19 protein-coding genes are annotated in these 18,888 nt (G+C 47.4%); 10 read left to right on the top strand and 9 right to left on the bottom strand.

Annotated elements, in window-relative coordinates; genetic code table 11:
* Nucleotides 1-27: 27 nt before the first annotated feature.
* Nucleotides 28-549, bottom strand: a complete 522-nt coding sequence (locus D908_RS05155) for an NUDIX hydrolase (RefSeq protein WP_000803129.1) — start codon at nucleotides 547-549, stop codon at nucleotides 28-30.
* A 92-nt stretch (nucleotides 550-641) separates the two neighbouring features.
* Nucleotides 642-1,574: a hypothetical protein gene (locus D908_RS05160; RefSeq protein WP_005525938.1), complete on the bottom strand. Its 933-nt coding sequence runs from the start codon at nucleotides 1,572-1,574 to the stop codon at nucleotides 642-644.
* A gap of 171 nt (nucleotides 1,575-1,745) precedes the next feature.
* Between D908_RS05160 and D908_RS05165 the strand changes: the two genes are divergently transcribed.
* Nucleotides 1,746-2,003 carry a putative hemolysin gene (locus D908_RS05165; protein WP_001044643.1) on the top strand — a complete coding sequence of 86 codons (258 nt, stop codon included), beginning with the start codon at nucleotides 1,746-1,748 and terminating at the stop codon, nucleotides 2,001-2,003.
* A gap of 41 nt (nucleotides 2,004-2,044) precedes the next feature.
* Here the strand turns inward: D908_RS05165 and D908_RS05170 are convergent, their stop codons facing one another.
* A complete protein-coding gene (locus D908_RS05170) occupies nucleotides 2,045-2,908 on the bottom strand; it encodes a YdcF family protein (protein WP_005525936.1) in 864 nt (287 codons plus the stop codon).
* Between the two features lie 232 nt (nucleotides 2,909-3,140).
* Between D908_RS05170 and D908_RS05175 the strand changes: the two genes are divergently transcribed.
* Nucleotides 3,141-4,613, top strand: a complete 1,473-nt coding sequence (locus D908_RS05175) for a peptide MFS transporter (RefSeq protein WP_005525933.1) — start codon at nucleotides 3,141-3,143, stop codon at nucleotides 4,611-4,613.
* A gap of 60 nt (nucleotides 4,614-4,673) precedes the next feature.
* On the opposite strand, the gene D908_RS05180 is transcribed toward D908_RS05175, so the two are convergent.
* The 5 genes from D908_RS05180 to D908_RS05200 all read right to left on the bottom strand — a co-directional run bounded on the left by D908_RS05180 (nucleotide 4,674) and on the right by D908_RS05200 (nucleotide 10,493).
* Nucleotides 4,674-5,576, bottom strand: a complete 903-nt coding sequence (locus tag D908_RS05180; RefSeq protein ID WP_005525930.1) for a DMT family transporter — start codon at nucleotides 5,574-5,576, stop codon at nucleotides 4,674-4,676.
* A 69-nt stretch (nucleotides 5,577-5,645) separates the two neighbouring features.
* A complete protein-coding gene (phnR, locus tag D908_RS05185; RefSeq protein ID WP_001200479.1) occupies nucleotides 5,646-6,350 on the bottom strand; it encodes a phosphonate utilization transcriptional regulator PhnR in 705 nt (234 codons plus the stop codon).
* Nucleotides 6,351-6,373: 23 nt separating this feature from the next.
* A complete protein-coding gene (locus D908_RS05190) occupies nucleotides 6,374-8,074 on the bottom strand; it encodes a putative 2-aminoethylphosphonate ABC transporter permease subunit (RefSeq protein WP_005525929.1) in 1,701 nt (566 codons plus the stop codon).
* A gap of 10 nt (nucleotides 8,075-8,084) precedes the next feature.
* Complete coding sequence (locus D908_RS05195) at nucleotides 8,085-9,287, bottom strand: putative 2-aminoethylphosphonate ABC transporter ATP-binding protein (RefSeq protein ID WP_005525927.1); 1,203 nt, start codon at nucleotides 9,285-9,287, stop codon at nucleotides 8,085-8,087.
* 195 nt (nucleotides 9,288-9,482) lie between these two features.
* Nucleotides 9,483-10,493: a putative 2-aminoethylphosphonate ABC transporter substrate-binding protein gene (locus D908_RS05200; RefSeq protein ID WP_005525925.1), complete on the bottom strand. Its 1,011-nt coding sequence runs from the start codon at nucleotides 10,491-10,493 to the stop codon at nucleotides 9,483-9,485.
* Nucleotides 10,494-10,732: 239 nt separating this feature from the next.
* Between D908_RS05200 and phnW the strand changes: the two genes are divergently transcribed.
* The 4 genes from phnW to rnk all read left to right on the top strand — a co-directional run bounded on the left by phnW (nucleotide 10,733) and on the right by rnk (nucleotide 14,645).
* Nucleotides 10,733-11,836 (top strand): 2-aminoethylphosphonate--pyruvate transaminase, encoded by a 1,104-nt coding sequence (phnW, locus tag D908_RS05205; protein WP_005525923.1) that lies wholly within the window; start codon nucleotides 10,733-10,735, stop codon nucleotides 11,834-11,836.
* Between the two features lie 17 nt (nucleotides 11,837-11,853).
* Nucleotides 11,854-13,251 carry an aspartate aminotransferase family protein gene (locus tag D908_RS05210; protein ID WP_005525920.1) on the top strand — a complete coding sequence of 466 codons (1,398 nt, stop codon included), beginning with the start codon at nucleotides 11,854-11,856 and terminating at the stop codon, nucleotides 13,249-13,251.
* A gap of 9 nt (nucleotides 13,252-13,260) precedes the next feature.
* Nucleotides 13,261-14,073, top strand: coding sequence for a phosphonoacetaldehyde hydrolase (phnX, locus tag D908_RS05215; RefSeq protein WP_005525919.1), 813 nt, complete (start codon nucleotides 13,261-13,263; stop codon nucleotides 14,071-14,073).
* Between the two features lie 164 nt (nucleotides 14,074-14,237).
* A complete protein-coding gene (gene rnk, locus D908_RS05220) occupies nucleotides 14,238-14,645 on the top strand; it encodes a nucleoside diphosphate kinase regulator (protein ID WP_001292882.1) in 408 nt (135 codons plus the stop codon).
* A 64-nt stretch (nucleotides 14,646-14,709) separates the two neighbouring features.
* Here the strand turns inward: rnk and yjjG are convergent, their stop codons facing one another.
* Nucleotides 14,710-15,384, bottom strand: coding sequence for a pyrimidine 5'-nucleotidase (gene yjjG / locus D908_RS05225; protein ID WP_005525916.1), 675 nt, complete (start codon nucleotides 15,382-15,384; stop codon nucleotides 14,710-14,712).
* A gap of 101 nt (nucleotides 15,385-15,485) precedes the next feature.
* Between yjjG and D908_RS05230 the strand changes: the two genes are divergently transcribed.
* From D908_RS05230 to yiaY, 4 genes are all read left to right on the top strand, one after another.
* Nucleotides 15,486-16,400, top strand: a complete 915-nt coding sequence (locus D908_RS05230) for a LysR family transcriptional regulator (protein WP_005525915.1) — start codon at nucleotides 15,486-15,488, stop codon at nucleotides 16,398-16,400.
* A 128-nt stretch (nucleotides 16,401-16,528) separates the two neighbouring features.
* Complete coding sequence (locus tag D908_RS22320; protein ID WP_000819272.1) at nucleotides 16,529-16,705, top strand: hypothetical protein; 177 nt, start codon at nucleotides 16,529-16,531, stop codon at nucleotides 16,703-16,705.
* A gap of 4 nt (nucleotides 16,706-16,709) precedes the next feature.
* Entirely contained in the window at nucleotides 16,710-17,360 is a 651-nt protein-coding gene (gene elbB, locus D908_RS05240) for an isoprenoid biosynthesis glyoxalase ElbB (RefSeq protein WP_000754771.1), read from the top strand.
* 283 nt (nucleotides 17,361-17,643) lie between these two features.
* Entirely contained in the window at nucleotides 17,644-18,792 is a 1,149-nt protein-coding gene (yiaY, locus tag D908_RS05245) for an L-threonine dehydrogenase (RefSeq protein ID WP_000199488.1), read from the top strand.
* Nucleotides 18,793-18,888: the final 96 nt, after the last annotated feature.

Here is an 18,888-nt window from a genome sequence, read left to right as displayed (position 1 = left end):
GGGAAGTAACTTCCCCCAAAGACGTGATCAATGAAGGGTTTTAGCGATTAAACGTAGCAAATAAGTTTCACGCTCAATGCTCATTCCTTTGCATGAATCATCACGTAGCGTTTGTTCGTTATGGGCAATAGCTTCATGAATATTGACCCAAACCGGTTTCATGCCATTACGCTGTTCATAACTTTCGAGTTGAGTTTGACCAAGCTGATCATCAACTTCACAGCGATAACAGTAGGAAACCATGTGGATCACATCGGCTTCCTGCTGTTTATGCCAAGGACGAAATTCTTGGTACAAACCAAACGGCTCAATATTGCGAATATTTTGCGCCCCAGTCTCTTCTTGAAGCTCACGGATCATGCCCATCAAGACATCTTCATTGGCTTCAAGTCCGCCACCAGGCAGTGAATAGTCATGGTAACGTTCGGTATAGAGCAGCAAAATACGCTCACCACGCATAGCAATCGCTCGTGCGGCTTTACGTTGCACAATACGCTGCTGATTCAATGGTTTAATATCAGGGTGTACAGCAATATGTAGAGGTTTCATCGGCTCTCCTTTTCCAACGGTTTTGGGCGATACTAACACATCAGAAAATAGAAGACCCTGATAAATCAGGGTCTATTTGCTCTGAATCAATTTTAACCATCTGCGGTGATCTGCGTGATCAATTCTTTTTCAACGCGATCCGCGTCTTCAACAGCAATCTGACAAGTCCCTGCAGCCGCATGGCCACCACCGCCATATTTGAGCATCAACTCACCAATATTGGTTTGAGAACTGCGATCAAAAATCGATTTTCCGGTTGCGAACACAATGTTCTGTTTTTGAAAGCCCCACATTTTATGAATGGAAATATTGCACTGCGGATAGAGCGCGTAAATGATAAAGCGATTACCCGCATAGATGATCTCTTCTTCCGTAAGATCGAGCAAAACCAAATTGTCATACACTTTGCCGCAACGTTGAATCTGTTCTTTGAACAGGGTTTCATGCTCACGGTACAGTTCTACCCGCTCTTTCACATCAGGGAGTTGTAAAATCTCGTCAATCGAAGCATGGCTGCAATGATCAATGAGCGCCATCATCAAGTTGTAATTGGAAATCCGGAAATTACGAAAACGCCCTAGCCCTGTACGGGCGTCCATTAAAAAATTCAGCAAGTTCCAGCCTGTAGAATCGAGTACTTCATCACGGCTAAATTGGGCCGCATCTCCTTTATCTACCGCCGCCATCATTTCTAGCCACTCGGAAGGAAATGTTTTTGCACCGCCATAATATTCCCACACCACCCGAGCTGCAGAAGGTGCATTGGGGTCAATGATATGGTTAGGACGTTCGCCTTTGTTTCTTAGTGTTTCTGATAGGTGATGGTCAAACACAAGGTGGGCATTCGCAACATAGGGCAAGTTGGTAACTATGTCGCGATCAGTAATCGGTATTTTGCCATCTTGCATGTCTTTAGGATGGACAAACTGAATGTCATCAATCAGCTCGATACTTTTGAGCAAGATCGCACACACCAAACCGTCAAAATCACTGCGTGTCACTAATCGATACTTAACTGATGACATGCTATCCCCCTTAACAGGCCAGACCCTAAAACTAGAAACAGACGAATATGTCGTTATTTGAGCATTTTCTTAATTGTAGACAGCATCAATCTTTTGACAAATCTGACATATACCAAAAAACAAATTTTGTAGAATACTGATATGCAACCCGTAACAAAAAATGGAGAGAGCATGAATAAAACAACCCTATTCCTCGCAAGCGCAGTTGGTGCAGTGATTCTCACTGGATGTGCTCGTCAAGAAAATGAGTACACCGTGAAGGAATACACTTCTATGGCTAACCCGGCATCGGTTTACTGTGTTGAACAAGGCGGTGAGTTGGAAATGGTGACGGAAGATGCGCAGCGTGTAACTTACTGTGTGACCAAACAAGGCGATAAAATTGAGCAGTGGGAATATTTTCGCCAAAACCACGATACTCAACAGTAATAGAGAAAGGCAGCTTAGCTGCCTTTCTGATTTCTATATGATTAACGCTTCCACCAACGACCCGTTCGCTCCAATTCAGGGTCACACAATCGATTGAGTAACGTAAGCTGAGTATCGAGTATCGCCAACTCTTCACGCACTTTTTCTTCATATTTCAGATAAGCCGACGACTCTACAATCGCTTCAATCAAGGCCAACATAGAGAGCATGACCGAATCTTGGTGCATGAGTTGGCGGAGTTGCGTCAGTGCGGTTTTCGCAATGTGATAAGGCTGATAGTGAACGTCCGGTAAAGGCCTTTGAAAAGTTCCTGCCACCACACCTTCCAAGAAAACTCGATAAGTAGTCAGCTCATCCACCCATAAAAATCGCATCCCTTGCTCGCAGCTATACGGGTATGACACACAAACATGAGCATTGAGATCGCGTGAAATGTCCAACTTTACACCGACTTGTAGAAAACGCTCATCGAGAGTACGCAAAAGGCCTTGTTCATCCATCAAATCTTGGATTTCAAAAATCCGTTTGAGGTGATAATCACTAGAAACTAAGGTCAGAGTGAGTATTTCACCGGCATGAAGTCGCTGACTAGCGAGTAAGACATGTGCTAGGTGCTCAATATTCTCTACCGTGCTGGTGGATTGTTGCTCCAACAAAACATCTACGTGTTGTAACACCAAACCTTTTTGCTGAACTTGCTGCTGAAAATATTCATGCATTCGCTGCGCTTCAGAAACTGTTTGTCCAGCCGTAACGCCACCACAGAAAACAATCAATGCTGATGAATTTTCATGACACTGTAACGCCGAAAGTAACCCATCGACTCGGCTTTTGCCTTCTACAGTGAGCGCATCGCTATTTAAACGTTTACCAAGTACAACCCATATCGGGCAAGCTGCTGACATCACACAATCCTCTTCATCCATCTCTAAGAGACTAACTCAAACAGAATTCCATACTTTTGAATGAGATGTAAAGCGAGCCTGAATTATGCACACATAGATTTTCTTCATGCAGGCAGAAAATGAGTGCATCGTTGGTTTTTTCTGCCATAATCGCGCCCTTATTTTATTAGATGCTGCTGCATTAGAAATATCTAGATATATGCACTAGCGATAAACACGATAGCAGACCGATATGTGGAATAAACTCAACAAATCAATGATGTTCTGCCAAATGATGTTTGGCCTTTCTTTCTACGGTGTCATGGTAATCCTGACCCGCTTCTTCCTTGAAGATCTTAATTACAGCGAAGCGGATACCATGATGGTCGTCGGCGCATTCTCTTCGATTGGCCCTCTCTTTGCTATTGCCGGGGGCTTTATTGCTGATAAATTTCTCGGTGCGTACCGTTCACTGGCAATTTCCTACCTGACGTTTGCCGTGGGCTATCTGCTGCTCGTGCTCGGTGCTTCATCCACTAACGTTCCTTTGAGCTTGGTTGGCATTGCACTGGCTAGCTACGCACGTGGTTTGATGTCTCCATCCTATCCAAGTCTGTACAAGCGTACTTTCGCCAGTGAAGAAGACTTTAATAATGGCTATCCGGTCAACTATTCGGTCAACAACGTAGGCGCACTTTTGGGGCAATATTTGTTCCCAATGCTGGTGTTACTTCTGGGTTTTCATGGCAGCTTTGCGCTTTCCGCATTAATGGCAACACTAGCTACGATCACCATAGTGGTAATGCGTCGTCCGTTGGTTGAAGTGGCGAGTCATAAAGATCAACAACCTGTCAGCGTAGGGAATTGGGTAGCGTTCGCTTTGCTTTCAATGGCGATGGTGGGACTGGTTTTCTTCATGTTCTCCAACATGGCAATTGGTCAAAACATTGTGTACGCCATTGGTTTGGCAGCGATTTTCTACTTCATCAGCTTGATGTTTAAAGCCAGCCGCGCGGAAGCGTTGAAGATGGGCACGATCTTAATTGTGACTGTGCTAACAACCTGTTTCTTTGTGTATTACGGGCAAATGATGACCTCGATGACCATGGTCACCATCAACACCATGCGCGGCGATCTCTTCGGCATCATCCCGATTGCACCAGAAGCTTCAATGGCAATGAACCCGCTGTGGTGTATTGTGGCTGGCCCAGCCATTTCTTACCTGTTTTCGAACTTGGAAAAGCGTGGCATTACCTTCTCTACTGCGACCAAAATTGCATTTGCGTTTGTACTGACCGCGATTTCATTCGGCATTCTGACGTTTGCGGTTTCGACTGTCGGTGAAGATGCGATTATCCGCCCTGAAGTATTCTTGGTGATCCACTTCTTCCAAGCCTTTGCTGAGGTTGTGGTGGGTAGCTTAGTGGTCGCGTTTATTTTGTCTGTCGCGCCAAAACAGATCGAGAACTTCTCAGTGAGTCTGTTCTATATTGCGATGGCGCTGAGTGGCATCATCGGTGCGGTATTCTCAACTTCAATCGCGTTGGAAAAAGGCCAAGCTATCACGCAACAAATTGTGCAGATCGTTTATGGCGATTACTTCAAACTGTTGACCATTCTGGCCGTCGTAATGGTTGGTGTGGCGTTATTCGCTTCCGTCGTGATCCGCAAAATGCTGGATGCGGCAGAGCAAAATACGCCAGTAGCGATGGAATCCAACGCTTAAACAGCATTCAATACCTTTATGAGAGATGGCCTACGGGCCATTTTTTATGCTTGGAGGAAACTAAGCAAACGCCACAATAAGTCCTGCGATAATCGCGCTAATCCCTAAAAGACGAGTGACATACCAGCGCTCTCCCAGAAAAGCGATGCCCATAAACAGCCCAAATACGATGCTAGTTTGGCGTAGCGCCACAATAAAGCTCACATTTTCCGTCAAAGTCATCGCATACAGCACCAAACTGTAGGTGCCTCCCATCATCAGGCCCGCAAGGATCGCGGTATAACGGATTCGCCACGCCTCAATGAAAGGGGCGCGTTGCCCAGTCAATAAGTACCAAATGGTCAGCGGCAAACACATCGCCCAAAACTGAATCCCTAAATAAAGTACGGCAGAGTAACTGGCTGGCATCAGTAAGCCCACGGTCTGTTCAATGATCGCAAGTGCTTCTTTATCTATGATGGAATACCCAGCGGTGCCCACCGCAGCCACTAACGCCCATACAATCCCGATGTTGGCATAATCCGTAAAGCGAAATTGGCGGAATTTTTGGAGCGGGATCATCAAGCAGCCAAGTGTGATCAATCCAAATCCCAGCCATTGATTAAGGTGCAAATCGTAGCCCAGCAATACCGTACCTGCCCCCACTAACAGCACGGGTAGCCCACGTGCTAAAGGATAAGCAATCCCGATATCCACTTTGCTGTAAGCAAGAGCGAGCCCAAGCATGTACACCATCTGGCTAATCCCACTGATGATCAGCAGCACCCAAAACTGGGTTGGCAATGTTGACCAGCCAATTTGCGCGAAGTACCACAAGATGTAAGGTGTGAGAAGCAATGATGTGGCTGCCGTCGCCGCCAAGAAGAAAGATGCCCCCGAGCTTTGGTAGCGTTTGCCGATGATGTTCCAACCGGCGTGCAGCAATGCAGAAAATAAGACGATGATGATAGGCACAAAAGACATACGACAACCTTGTCAAAAAGCCCTGTCATTCCGACAGGGCAAGCAATCTGCCTCTTTCGTGAGGAAGGGTTAACGTTTTAACTCTGCGATGGATTCAATGGTAATGGCATCGTGACGCCAGTATTCAATGTCACAATCAATCAGCTCGCCTTCTTGATTGTAATTAACTCGCTCTACCACCATAGCCGGCGTACCCGATGTAGCGCGTAACGCTTGTGCCATTTCACCCAGTAACGAGCTGGTTGAAATACGGTAGTGGATCGTCTGGTATTGTGTCGAATAATGCTCGCGATACAGATCGGTCAACGATTGCGACAAATCAAAATTGAGCAGGTTCGGAAACAGCTCTGGGCGAACGTAGTTGGTGACATACACCACAGGTCGATTGTCCAGATAACGCACGCGATCCACTCGGTAAACATCGGAAAACGGTTTGAGCTTGAGCAGACGTGTGGCCTGTTTGTTGGCGATCACCGCCTTGGCTGCAATCAGTTCCGTTTTTGGTTGGCGATTTTGTGACAGCGCCATATTGGTGAAATTGAGTGTTTGAGTGGGGTCATAGCGCAAAGGTGCCGGCGAAATAAACCAACCGCGGCGATCTTCGCGATAAATCTTCCCTTCCGCTTCAAGCAGTGAAAGCGCCTCACGCAAGGTGACTCGCGTAGTATCAAATGATTCGGCTAATTTGCGCTCCGCAGGCAGCTTTTGACGTGGCATCAGCATACCCGCATCAATCTGCTCTACGATGGCATCTTTAATTTTTACGTATTGCATTGCTATCCTATTGCTTCTTTCCACTAACGCTTGCGCCATGCTTGCATGCGACCAAACAATCCAAATTCCAACCCGACATGCAGCAGCTTCATCAAACCAGCCGTGAGCATAATCATCACAGCCATCGCCGCGGCCGAACCTGTCTGACCTGCGTCATCCATATTCAGTACCGCAACCGATGCGGGAATGGTATCCGTTGAGTAGAGGAATACTACCGCAGAAGTGGTGGTTAATGCATTAATAAACAGATAGCTAGCGATGTCTAATACCGCAGGCAAGGATACGGGTAATGTCACTTTCCACAGTAAGCGATATTGCGGCAGCTTGATGGAGGCCGCAGTGGCTTCCAGCTCAGGCGGTAACTGCTTGAGTGCGGTAACTGCTGTCATATGCCCTACAGTGTAGTAATGCACTACGGTGTTGATCACCAAAAGCAGCATGCCGCCATATAGGCCATTGAGCGGATTACTGGCGTGGTTGAAAAAGAAGATATACCCCAACCCCAGTACCAATCCCGGCACTGCCATCGGAATCATGCTCAGCATCTGCATCACCTGACGCAGCGGGGCTAAAATTCGCCCTTTTTCGATACTGTAAGCACCAAGGAAGATCAGCACAGTGCCACACAACGCCGTTAAGCTAGCCAAAGTCAATGAATTGAAATATGGACTCCAACCGTAAGTGCTGGTTTCAGCAAACTGATAGTTTTTGAGTGTCAGTGCCGTATTCCACGGCCAAAAAGTGACGAGCGAGCCATACACCGCCGTTGCCAATACTGCGATTATTGCCACGCAAACCAGTACACAGTAAAGCAAACACAGCCCATCACGCAGTTTATGCGGAGTGGGTTGGTAAACCACGGAACGGGTATCAAACAAGCTTTGCTGCTTTTTCTGCACCCAGCGATCCGCAACAAAGGCCAGTACCGCAGGCAGTAAAAGTACAATACTGGTCACCGCCCCCATGGCAAAGTTTTGCTGCCCAACCACTTGTTTGAAAATGTCGGTTGCTAACACGTTATAGCTGCCACCAATCACTTTCGGCACCCCGAAATCACACACCACCAAAGTAAATACAACGATCAAGGCGCTGATCAATCCGTACTTTGCGGCGGGAAGTGTCACGATAAAGAAGGTTTTGATTGGGGAAGTTTTCAGCGCCCTCGCCGCTTCATACAAACGAGCATCCGAAGTGCTGAGCGAGATGGTGAGAATCATCAACGCATGTGGGAACGTCCAAAAAACCAAACCCAGAGCAATGCCTAATCCTCCATAAATGGACTCTCCGCCTAACCACGTTTTGAGCATGCCTTGATTACCAAACAAAAAGATAAGACTGATAGCAGGTAACAGCGAAGGCGCCAAAATCGGTGCACTTCCTAGCACTCGGAACAAACTTTTCCCCGGCATGCAGGAACGCGTTAACGCATAGGCGTAACCAAAAGCCAGTAAACCAACCACAGCGGTCACACCGATGCCCAACACCAAGGTATTACGCATCGATTGCCAGAGCGCAGTGGAAGCAAAATATTGAGCGAAGTAAGTCAGCCCGACAAATTCACCCTGCGCGTTTTGCACGCTTTTCGCCAACATAGCGACTAAAGGCGCGACAATAAACACCAACATCAGCGATAACAGCACCAGCAAAGTGGCAAACAGAATCAGGCTATCACGGCTCCAGCGTGGCAACATTCGCACCGGAAGAGTACGGGTGAGATTCAGCATGTTCCTCTCCTTACGCGGCATACGCGCATGCTGTTGTGATAGCTTGCGTCGTAGACATGACCTTGCGACGGTACGCACGAAGCTGCCCTTCACGCAGTGCCAAATATCGAACATCGCCTGCTTTTAAATTCATGGCTTGCACCTGCGTGATCGGTAAATCGACATAAACGGGAGGAGCCAAACGCTCGTCTTGAAACACACATTCGACTCGATAAAACGCGCCAAGAAACTCCAAATGGCGAATGACGACTGGAATAGCATCGTTGTAGCGCGTGACCAGTTCTAGATTTTCTGGGCGAACGGCCAGATCAAATTGCTCACCTTGAGTAGGCGTCAAGTTTTCTATCTTAGGCAGCGCAATCAGTGATTCTGCAATGCGCAACTGATGGGAGGTTGCCATAGATACGGGAATGAAATTCATGGTGCCGACAAACTCCGCCACAAAACGACTCGCGGGTTTTTGGTAAATGTCTTGGGGCGTGCCGACTTGCTCAATGACGCCGTGATTCATGACCACGATACGATCCGCCATGGTCAATGCTTCTTCCTGATCGTGGGTCACCATGATGGTGGTTATTCCCAACTTACGCTGCAATTGGCAAATCTCATCACGCAAGTGAGTTCGCACTTTGGCATCCAATGCTGACAGTGGCTCATCAAGCAGCAATAGCCCAGGAGATAACGCCAAAGCGCGCGCTAATGCCACCCGCTGCTGTTGGCCGCCTGAAAGCTGGCTTGGGTATTTTTGTGCCGAAGTGGCGAGACCAATGAGTTCCAACCACTGTTCAACTTTTTCTAAGGCATCACGTACTGACATGCCTTGATTCCGCAGACCGATGGCGATGTTTTCTTCCACCGTTAAATTAGGAAATAGAGCATAGGATTGGAAAACAATGCCGAAATCGCGTTTCTCCGGCGGCAGAAAAGTAATGGCCTGTTGGTTTTGATGAATGGTGCCAGAGGTGGGCAGATCTAACCCCGCAATGGCGCGCAATAAAGTGGTTTTACCGCAACCCGACGGGCCAAGAAAGCAGACAAATTCGCCTTGTTCGATCGACAAGCTGATCTCTTTCAAAGCGGTAAATGCGCCAAACTGTTTCACGACATGACGAATATCTAGGTAGCTTTTCTCTGGAAACTGATGTCCAAGGTGTTGTTTTTCAGGGTATTGGGCTTCAAGGTTTTTCTGTTCACGAGGGTTCTGCGTGGTCATAAAAGTCATCCTTAAATTTGGTATAGTCCAAAAATAACGAAACTTTATTGCAGAGCAGTGACAGTTTTATCGCTAAAGTGTGACCATCTGATGACAGATGAGATACCTATAACAATGGTTGGCGGTGTAAGGGATGCTGAATTCAGAGGATGAATAAAAACAAAGGAGGCCGCCGCCTCCTCAGATGATTTGCTCTTAAGATTTCGGTTCAGATTTTGAATCAAACTTCTCAGACCACGCTTTCAACACACGGGCACGATCACTGCCCATCTGGTTGAAATCCATCTTCGCCATCACTTTTTCCACATTCGGATAGTTGGCGACTTGTTTGCTGACATCTTGATGGCCAACCACAGGATAGCTTTCAATGTAAAGTTCATTGGCGGCTTTAGAGACAGACCAATCCACCACGCGTTTCGCGGCGTCACTCTCTTTCACTAAACCCACAGCATCCGATTCCCAACCAATGCCATTAGGCACAATCACATCCAAAGGTGCGCCTTGGGTTTTGAGTTTAGCACCGCGAGTGGCCATAGAGATCCCAATCGCCACCTCTCCCATGCCCGCTTGTACACAAGGTTTCGAGCCGGAATGGGTATAGTGCGCCATGTTTTGATCAAGGCGCTGCATATAATCCCACGCTTGCTCTTCCCCCATATTTTGCAACCATGCGGAAACTTGCATGTAGCCAGTACCTGAAGAAGCAGGGTTTGGCATGGCAATATGCCCCTTATAAATCGGCTTGGTTAAATCTTCCCAGCTTTGGGGTTTGGGCAAGTTCAGCTGTTTGGCTACCGCTTCATTAAAACAGAGCGCATTAAAGAAGGCATAGTTACCATACCAAGCCGGTTGCGATTGCGGATCTTTCATATTGCTGCGTAGTTCATCGGCACCTTTAGGCGTATAGGGTTTGAGAATACCTTGCTCTTTAAGAAGCGCCATGGATGAACCGGCTAGCCCCCACACCACTTCTGCGCGTGGGTTATTCTTTTCGGCTAACAGCTTCGCCGTCATGATCCCCGTTGAGTCACGTACCCATTTGATCTCAATATCTGGGTTAGCTTTTTCAAATACGTTTTTGTATTTCGCCAACAGATCGGTTTCTAGTGCGGTATAAACCGTGACTTCCTGCGCAGCAAACGCATGAGTCGCCATCAACGTTGCGATTAGGGTAAGTGTTCCTTTCAACATGCCTTTGTTCATCATCATCTCCAATTTAGTTAATTTGGTATGTACCAGAATTATTATTTACCCTAGCGATCCTGTATGACGTTTCGATGAACAAAAATTGGCAATTTGACTAAGTTTGATTCCCTTCTATTACCTATTTTCTGCACGGCTAAGTTATGAAACTTTTGTGAAATTACTCGATGGAGGGTTTACCCGTGGCTTTTCTCGTTGTTAGATAATATCAATTTATTGGTATAGTCCAAATGGAGTAATAAATGAAGAACGCGTATCTGTTGCTTACCCCGGGTCCCCTTTCTACGTCTGAGTCGGTACGTGAAGCCATGCTGAAGGATTGGTGCACTTGGGATGATGATTACAATCTCGAAATTGTCGAAGTGATTCGCCGCAAACTCGTAACTCTTGCCACAACACAATCCGGATACACCTCAGTATTGATGCAAGGCAGCGGCACCGCTTCCGTAGAAGCAACGATTGGAACCGTGATGTTGCCGACGGATAAGCTGCTCGTGATCGATAATGGTGCTTATGGGGCGCGTATTGCGCAAATCGCGGAATATCTCAACATTGCTTGCCATGTCATTTCCCCCGGAGAAACCGCGCAGCCCAATCTTGAAGAGATCGCTCAAGTTCTAACCTCAGATTCCGCAATCACACACGTTGCCGTGGTGCACTGTGAAACCACCACCGGCATGCTCAATCCGATTGCGGAAATCGCCAAACTGGCTAAACAGCATGGTAAACGGGTGATTCTCGATGCCATGTCGAGCTTTGGCGGTATTCCGATGGATATTGGTGAAATGGACATCGATTTTATGATCAGCTCGGCCAACAAATGCATTCAAGGTGTGCCCGGCTTTGGCTTTGTGATTGCCAAACGTTCTGAACTTGAGCAATGCCAAGGTCGAGCACGCTCACTCACGCTTGATCTCTATGACCAATGGCAGTGTATGGAAAAAAATCGTGGCAAGTGGCGTTTTACCTCCCCAACCCATACGGTTCGTGCTTTCTACCAAGCCTTGTTGGAGTTGGAGAGCGAAGGTGGCATCGCGGCGCGCTATCAGCGTTATCACACCAATCAGCAAAAATTGGTTAACGGTATGCGCACACTCGGCTTTACTCCGCTGCTACCGGAACATCTGCACTCTCCCGTCATCACTTCTTTTTATTCACCCACGGATTCTGATTATCAGTTTGGTGAGTTTTATCAGCGCTTAAAACAGCAAGGCTTTGTGATTTATCCCGGCAAAGTAAGCAACGCAGACTGCTTTCGCATTGGCAACATTGGCGAAGTGTATCCGCAAGATATTGATCGCCTACTCAGCGCGATGCAGCAAGCCATGTACTGGAATCCAGCGTAACGGATCAGGAAAACGTAATGAAACCACTCGATAATCCGTCACCACACAACCCCACGCACTGGCGCAGTGAAGGCGATATCAACACTACCGAAGCACGACAAGCATGGTTGGCACAATTGGATGATGAAGCGACACAAAAGTTGTTACAACGTGACGCTGAAATATTCCTTCATCAAGCCATGTCCACACCTTGCCTAGATGCGTTAGTCAGTGCGGAAGGCTGTTATTTGCAAGATGTGTCAGGACAACGCTACCTCGATTTTCATGGCAATAATGTGCATCAACTCGGTCATGGTCATCCGCAGGTTATCGAAAAAATCACCGAACAAATGCAGATGCTACCTTTCGCACCGCGCCGCTTTACCCATGAAACCGCGGTTCGCTGCGCGGAGAAACTCACAGACATTGCCGGTGGCGAACTCAAACGCGTACTGTTTGCTCCCGGCGGTACTTCCGTCATTGGTATGGCGCTCAAATTAGCGCGCCATGTGACGCAGAATTTTAAAGTGGTCAGTCTGTGGGATGCCTTTCATGGCGCGTCTTTGGATGCCATTTCTGTCGGTGGCGAAGCCTGCTTTCGACAAGGAATGGGGCCACTTATGGCAGGCGTGGAGCGTATTCCTCCAGCCATTACCTACCGCGGTGCATTTCCCCGTGAAGACGGCAGCGATGTGCACTACGCCGATTACTTGGAGTACGTGATCGAAAAAGAAGGCGGTATCGGCGCATTCATCGCAGAAGCGGTCCGCAATACCGATGTACAAGTACCTAGCCGCACCTATTGGCAACGCGTAAGGGAAATCTGCGATAAACACAATGTGCTGTTGATTATTGATGACATTCCCAACGGCATGGGGCGCAGCGGCGAGTGGTTTACTCACCAAGCGTTTGGCATAGAGCCTGATATTTTGTGTATCGGCAAAGGTTTGGGGGCTGGACTTATCCCCATCGCGGCCCTCCTCACCAAAGAAAAATACAACACTGCCGCGCAGGTTTCTTTGGGTCACTACACCCATGAAAAAAGTCCACTCGGCTGCGCTGCGGCATTAGCCAGCATTGAAGTGATTGAGCAGCAAAATTTACTCGCCAAAGTTCAGGCAGATAGCGTTTATATGCGCCAACGTCTCAATCAAATGCAGCAGCAATTTTCACTGATTGGCGATGTACGCGGTATCGGTTTGCTTTGGGGGATCGAACTAGTAACCGATCGCCACACAAAACAGCGCGCTCACGATGAAGCCGAAGCTGTGCTCTACCACTGTTTACGTCATGGGCTGAGCTTTAAAGTCTCACAAGGCAATGTGATTCAACTCAGTCCGTCTCTAATTATTTCGCGCCAAGAACTGGATCAAGCACTCGATATTTTGCACTCCGCTTTGCTCGCCATCAGCCAGCAAATGGGTTACTCACATTAAGGAAAAGTTATGAATTCACCGATTCAAGCCGTTATTTTTGATTGGGCTGGCACCATTGTTGATTTTGGATCGTTCGCGCCGACCTCTATTTTTGTCGAAGCTTTCAAGCAAGGTTTTGATTTTGATATCAGTCTTGCCGAGGCTCGCGAGCCGATGGGACTGGGCAAATGGCAACACATTGAAGCCGTAGGTAAGCTTCCCAGTGTAGCGCAGCGTTGGCAGAAGCAATTTGGACGCCCGATGAAAGCCAGCGATATCGATGCGATTTACGCCGCCTTTATGCCGCTGCAAATCGCCAAAGTGGCCGATCACGCTGAGCCTATTCCACATGCGCTTGAAGTGGTTGAACAGATCCGTTCGCGCGGGATCAAAATCGGATCTTGCTCTGGTTATCCACGACAAGTCATGGATGTTTTGATCGCTGCTGCTGCAGATTACGGTTATCGTCCTGATTATGTGGTTGCTACTGATGATTTACCGAAAGGGGGTCGTCCAGCCCCATTTATGGCACTCAAAAATGTAATTGAACTTGGTGTGACCAATGTACGTGCTTGCGTGAAAGTGGATGACGCGCTTCCCGGTATCGAAGAAGGCCACAATGCCGGCATGTGGACGGTCGGTTTACTGCTGTCTGGCAACGAAGCGGGCTTAACGCTCGAAGAGTATCAGAATGCTGATGCAGCAACGCTACAAGCCGCACGCGAACACGCACAAGCCAAACTGCAACAGGGAAAACCACACTATTTGATCGATACAATTGCCGATCTCCCTGCTGTTCTGGCTGATATTGAGCATCGACTGTTAGCGGGTGAAAAGCCTTAACTGACTGATCCTTCATTCATTAGCGCTCGAGCACAAAACGAAAATCTGGCTGTACTATGGGGGTTGAAATCCGCTGCAGTGCAAGCTATGGTAAGGCCGACAATTTAACAAAACTGATTGATACCGCCCTGTTTTCAGGGCGGTATTTATTTTGGAGAAATATGATGTCTGAACTCAATACTATCGTGGTTTCAACACTCGATATGGACAGAATCAGCCAGTTGATGGATAACCTAGCCACCTTGTCGCCAGAGTTAGAAAAACTGGAAGAAGAATTGGATCGCGCGACTGTGCTCGAACCTGAAGAGATGCCAGAGAATGTTGTCACCATGAATTCTACGGTGCGCTTTAAATTCTCAGGCAGCGATGAAGTGATGGAAAAAACGTTGGTTTACCCAAACGATGTGAAAAGCAGCGCTGACGTATCGATTTTTGCCCCTGTGGGTAGCGCGTTACTTGGCCTTGCAGTGGGTCAACAACTGGCTTGGCCTATGCCGGGCGGCACATTGAAAACCCTCGAAATCATCGACATAGTCTATCAACCTGAACGCGCTGGCGAATTCCACCGTTAATCAGGTATCCGGTGCAAAGTGATTCACTTTGCACCAGGAGCGCCTTGCCTTCCTTCTCATGGCATTACGCCAATAAGATCTCTCTCAGCTCATGCAGTGAAGCCACTTCATAATGTGGAATGATCCCTTCAGGTTGCGGATGCTGATGTACGTTTAACCAGCAAGTCTCAATTCCAAAGTTCAAGCCACCTAAAATATCGGAATGTGGATTATCACCTACCATCAGTACTCGGCTCTTTGTCGGGTTCCCCATTCGCTCCAATGCATGGGCAAAAATGCCAGCATCAGGTTTAGCAATCCCGACTTCCTCGGAAATCACAATGTGATCAAAAAAGTCTGTCATGCCTGTTTTGGCCAATCTTACATCTTGTAGCTCAGTAAAACCGTTAGTGATAATGCCCAAGCGCGCTTTACCGTGTAGCGCCTGCATCAGCTCCATTGCTCCCGGTAGCAAGGTGCAAATATCCGCCATGGCTTGCAAAAATGCACTGTTGAGCTCTGCCGTTGTGGTATCCAGCTTTTCTGCCCAACCAGCAAAGCGCGTATGCTTCAACTGCGCGGCGGTAATATCGCCGTTTTGGTAATCCACCCACAGCGGTTTATTCACTTCTTGGTATTGGTGAAAATCTTGTTCGGTAAACTCCACGCCTTTGCGCGCGAACATCAGCTGCATCCCTTTAAAAGCATCGAAATGAAACAAGGTCTCGTCAGCGTCAAATAAGATCCAATCGTACTTCATGATGATCTCCTTAAAATCAGGCTGATAGTGTAGATTGTTTTTCAATTGATGATAATCTCCAGCCATGGAAACTTTTTGTTTATCTTGATTCAACAATACTGATGCTGACTACTTTTCCTTCTATTCCTGTGTTTGTTGCCGTTGTCGAATGTGGCAGCTTTTCGCTTGCTGCCAAGAAACTCAAGATCACTAAGTCCGCAGTCAGTAAACGGCTTTCTCAGCTTGAAGATGATTTAGGCATTCGATTGATCAACCGAACAACACGGAAACTAAGCTTAACGGAAGCAGGTGAACGTTATTACTACCATGTGTCACAAGCACTTAGTTATGCTCAACAAGGGATGGATGCAGTCACCGAATTACAAGGTGAACCGCAAGGCAAATTAAAAATTACCGCGCCTATGTCTTTTGGGGTGCTGCATATTGCGCCCATCATTGCCGATTTCATTTCTATTTACCCTAAAGTCGAGATTGATTTGCAACTAGAAGACCAAATGGTCGATCTGATTGAAGGTGGCTTTGATCTTGCCATTCGGATAGGACACCTCCCAACATCCAACCTTGTTGCGAAACGCCTTGTAACTTGCCAGAGCGTCCTTTGTGCTTCACCGGAATATCTAACCCGTCACGGAGAACCTGAGAAACCTGCGGATCTTCTTGAACACAACTGCCTTGTCTATTCCTATTTTCGCGGTGGCAGCGAATGGACCTTTCACAATCAACAACAAGAGGTCAAAGTCATCCCGAAAGGTAACCTGACGGTCAACAACAGTGAAGCGATTCGCCGAGCCTTGCTCGCTGGATTGGGTATCGCTCAACTGCCTACCTTTCTCGTCAGTAAAGATCTGGCTCGCGGAACGCTGAAATCGGTAATGACGCAATATTCTTTACCAGTCCACGCTGTCTATGCTGTTTTTCCAGAACGCAAACACCTGCCCTATAAAGTTCGAGCTTTCATCGATTTCTTGCAGCAGAAGTTAGGGAATGACCAACCGTATTGGGATCGCTTTGTGTGATGCTGAAGCCAAAATACCAAACTCGAACTATAAATAGATTGATTCGGTGACTTAGCGCAAAAAGTAATCCGACATTTCTTTTTATAAAGGGCCGTGAAGCGATACATTGAACGGCACAAGGAGTGGTTATGAAGCGTTTTTTTCCGTCGTCAGTCATGTTGATCCCATTTGTGGTAAAGCATTATCCCGATCAGGAAGAGTTTTCTTCTGATGAAGTGAAGGTTTCATCTCACGCTCAATCGCCGATGGTGCAAAACCATCTAACCGACACGCCGAAGGCGCAAGAGAAATCTGTGGAGGGATAACGTCATGAAAAAAGTCGCGGTCATTCTCAGTGGCTGTGGAGTATTCGATGGAGCAGAAATCCATGAATCGATACTCGCACTGCATGCCATTGAGAAACAAGGCGCAAGCTGGCACTGCTTTGCACCGAATGTGGAACAGATGCATGTGATTAACCACCTAACGGGTGAAGAGATGCCAGAAACACGTAATGTGTTGGTGGAATCCGCCCGCATTGCGCGCGGTAAAATCCAAGATGTCGCCACACTCGACGTAAATGAATTTGATGCTCTCCTATTACCGGGCGGTTTTGGCGCAGCGAAAAATCTCACCGACTTTGCGGTTAAAGGCGCCCAATGCAGTATCAACCCCGATGTCGAAGCTGCCTGTCTCGCTTTTGCCGATGCCCATAAGCCTGCCGGTTATATCTGTATTGCGCCCGCCATCATCCCCATGATTTATGGTGAAGCCGCTCAAGGCACGATTGGTAATGATCACCACACGGCGGCGGCATTTAATCAGCTTGGCGGACAGCATGTGGATTGCCCAGTGGAAGGCATCGTATTTGATGAAAGGCACAAAGTACTTTCCACCCCCGCCTACATGCTGGCGGAGAATATTTCCCAAGCCGCTTGCGGAATAGAAAAACTCGTTGAACGTCTGCTACAACTGGCTTAGCGTTTTGCTAATTCAATCGACAACAATGCCCACTTTAAGTGGGCATTTGTCTTTTCATCAGACCATGTTTTAGAAAACAGTGGGTTTATCGATTGCCTTCAAAAAACCAAAACCTTTCAATATTAATCAGTTACGTATTCGATGAATGAATTTGTTTGAGATTATGCACAGATTCAAAAACATAATCAACGTGCTTCAGTGAAGGTTGTTCTATATCAATATATGTGATTATTTTTTCCATCACCTTAATTGCGTTAAAACAATAACTCATGGAGTAAATTCAATGACGAGTGCATTTTTCATCCCTACTGTAAACCTAATGGGTGCTGGCTGCCTAAAGGACGCTGCCGATGCCATTCAATCCAAAGGATTTAAAAGAGGTCTCATCGTTACCGATGTCATCCTTAATAAAATTGGCGTGGTGAAAAAGGTTCAAACTCTGTTGAATCAAAGATCTGTCGAATCAGTCGTTTTTGATGGTACAAAACCCAATCCAACCATTCGCAATGTCAATGATGGTCTTGCATTACTGAAAGAACATGACTGTGACTTTGTGATCTCACTGGGTGGTGGCTCTCCTCACGATTGCGCGAAGGGCATTGCACTACTGGCCACCAACGGCGGTACAATTTCTGATTATGAAGGCGTTGATCGCTCAGCCAAATCTATGCTGCCACTGGTCGCGATTAACACTACGGCGGGTACCGCTTCTGAAATGACGCGTTTTTGCATCATCACTGATGAAGAACGTCATATCAAAATGGCGATTGTGGATAAACACACCACCCCACTCATTTCGGTCAATGACCCTGAACTGATGCTGGCCAAACCTGCTTCACTGACAGCTGCAACGGGAATGGATGCACTGACACACGCGGTTGAAGCTTATGTTTCCATTGCTGCAACACCAATTACTGATGCAGTGGCAATCAAAGCGATCGAGCTGATCCAAGCAAACTTACGCACTGCGGTCAGTAATGGCGATGATATTCACGCCCGTGAACAAATGGCCTACGCACAATTTATGGCGGGCATGGCGTTTAACAACGCCTCATTGGGTTATGTACACGCGATGGCTCACCAGCTCGGCGGTTTTTATGATCTGCCACACGGCGTATGTAATGCTGTGCTGCTGCCACATGTACAACGCTACAACGCACAAGTGTGCCCAGAGCGTTTACGCGATGTCGCTAAAGCGATGGGCGTGGATGTGTCAGCAATGACAGCGGAACAAGGCGCAGCGGCAGCCATTGAAGCGATTCAGCAACTCTCTAAAGATGTGGGTATTCCTGCTGGCTTACGTGAACTTGGCGCACAAGAGCAAGATATCCCAACACTGGCAGACAACGCTCTGAAAGATGCTTGTGGATTCACTAACCCGAAACAAGCAACACACGCTGAAATTTCTGCAATTTTTGCTGAAGCGATGTAGTTCACTCGTTAAGTAGCCATAGGCGCTCGATTGAGCGCCTTTTTCAATCATAACCAGCCAAATTTCCGCGTTCTTTATCCCCTTACTACTTGTAGC

This window comes from Vibrio mimicus CAIM 602 (assembly GCF_000338875.1).
In the GTDB taxonomy this organism is placed as follows: Bacteria; Pseudomonadota; Gammaproteobacteria; order Enterobacterales; family Vibrionaceae; genus Vibrio; species Vibrio mimicus.
This window is presented reverse-complemented; position numbering and strand designations above follow the sequence as displayed.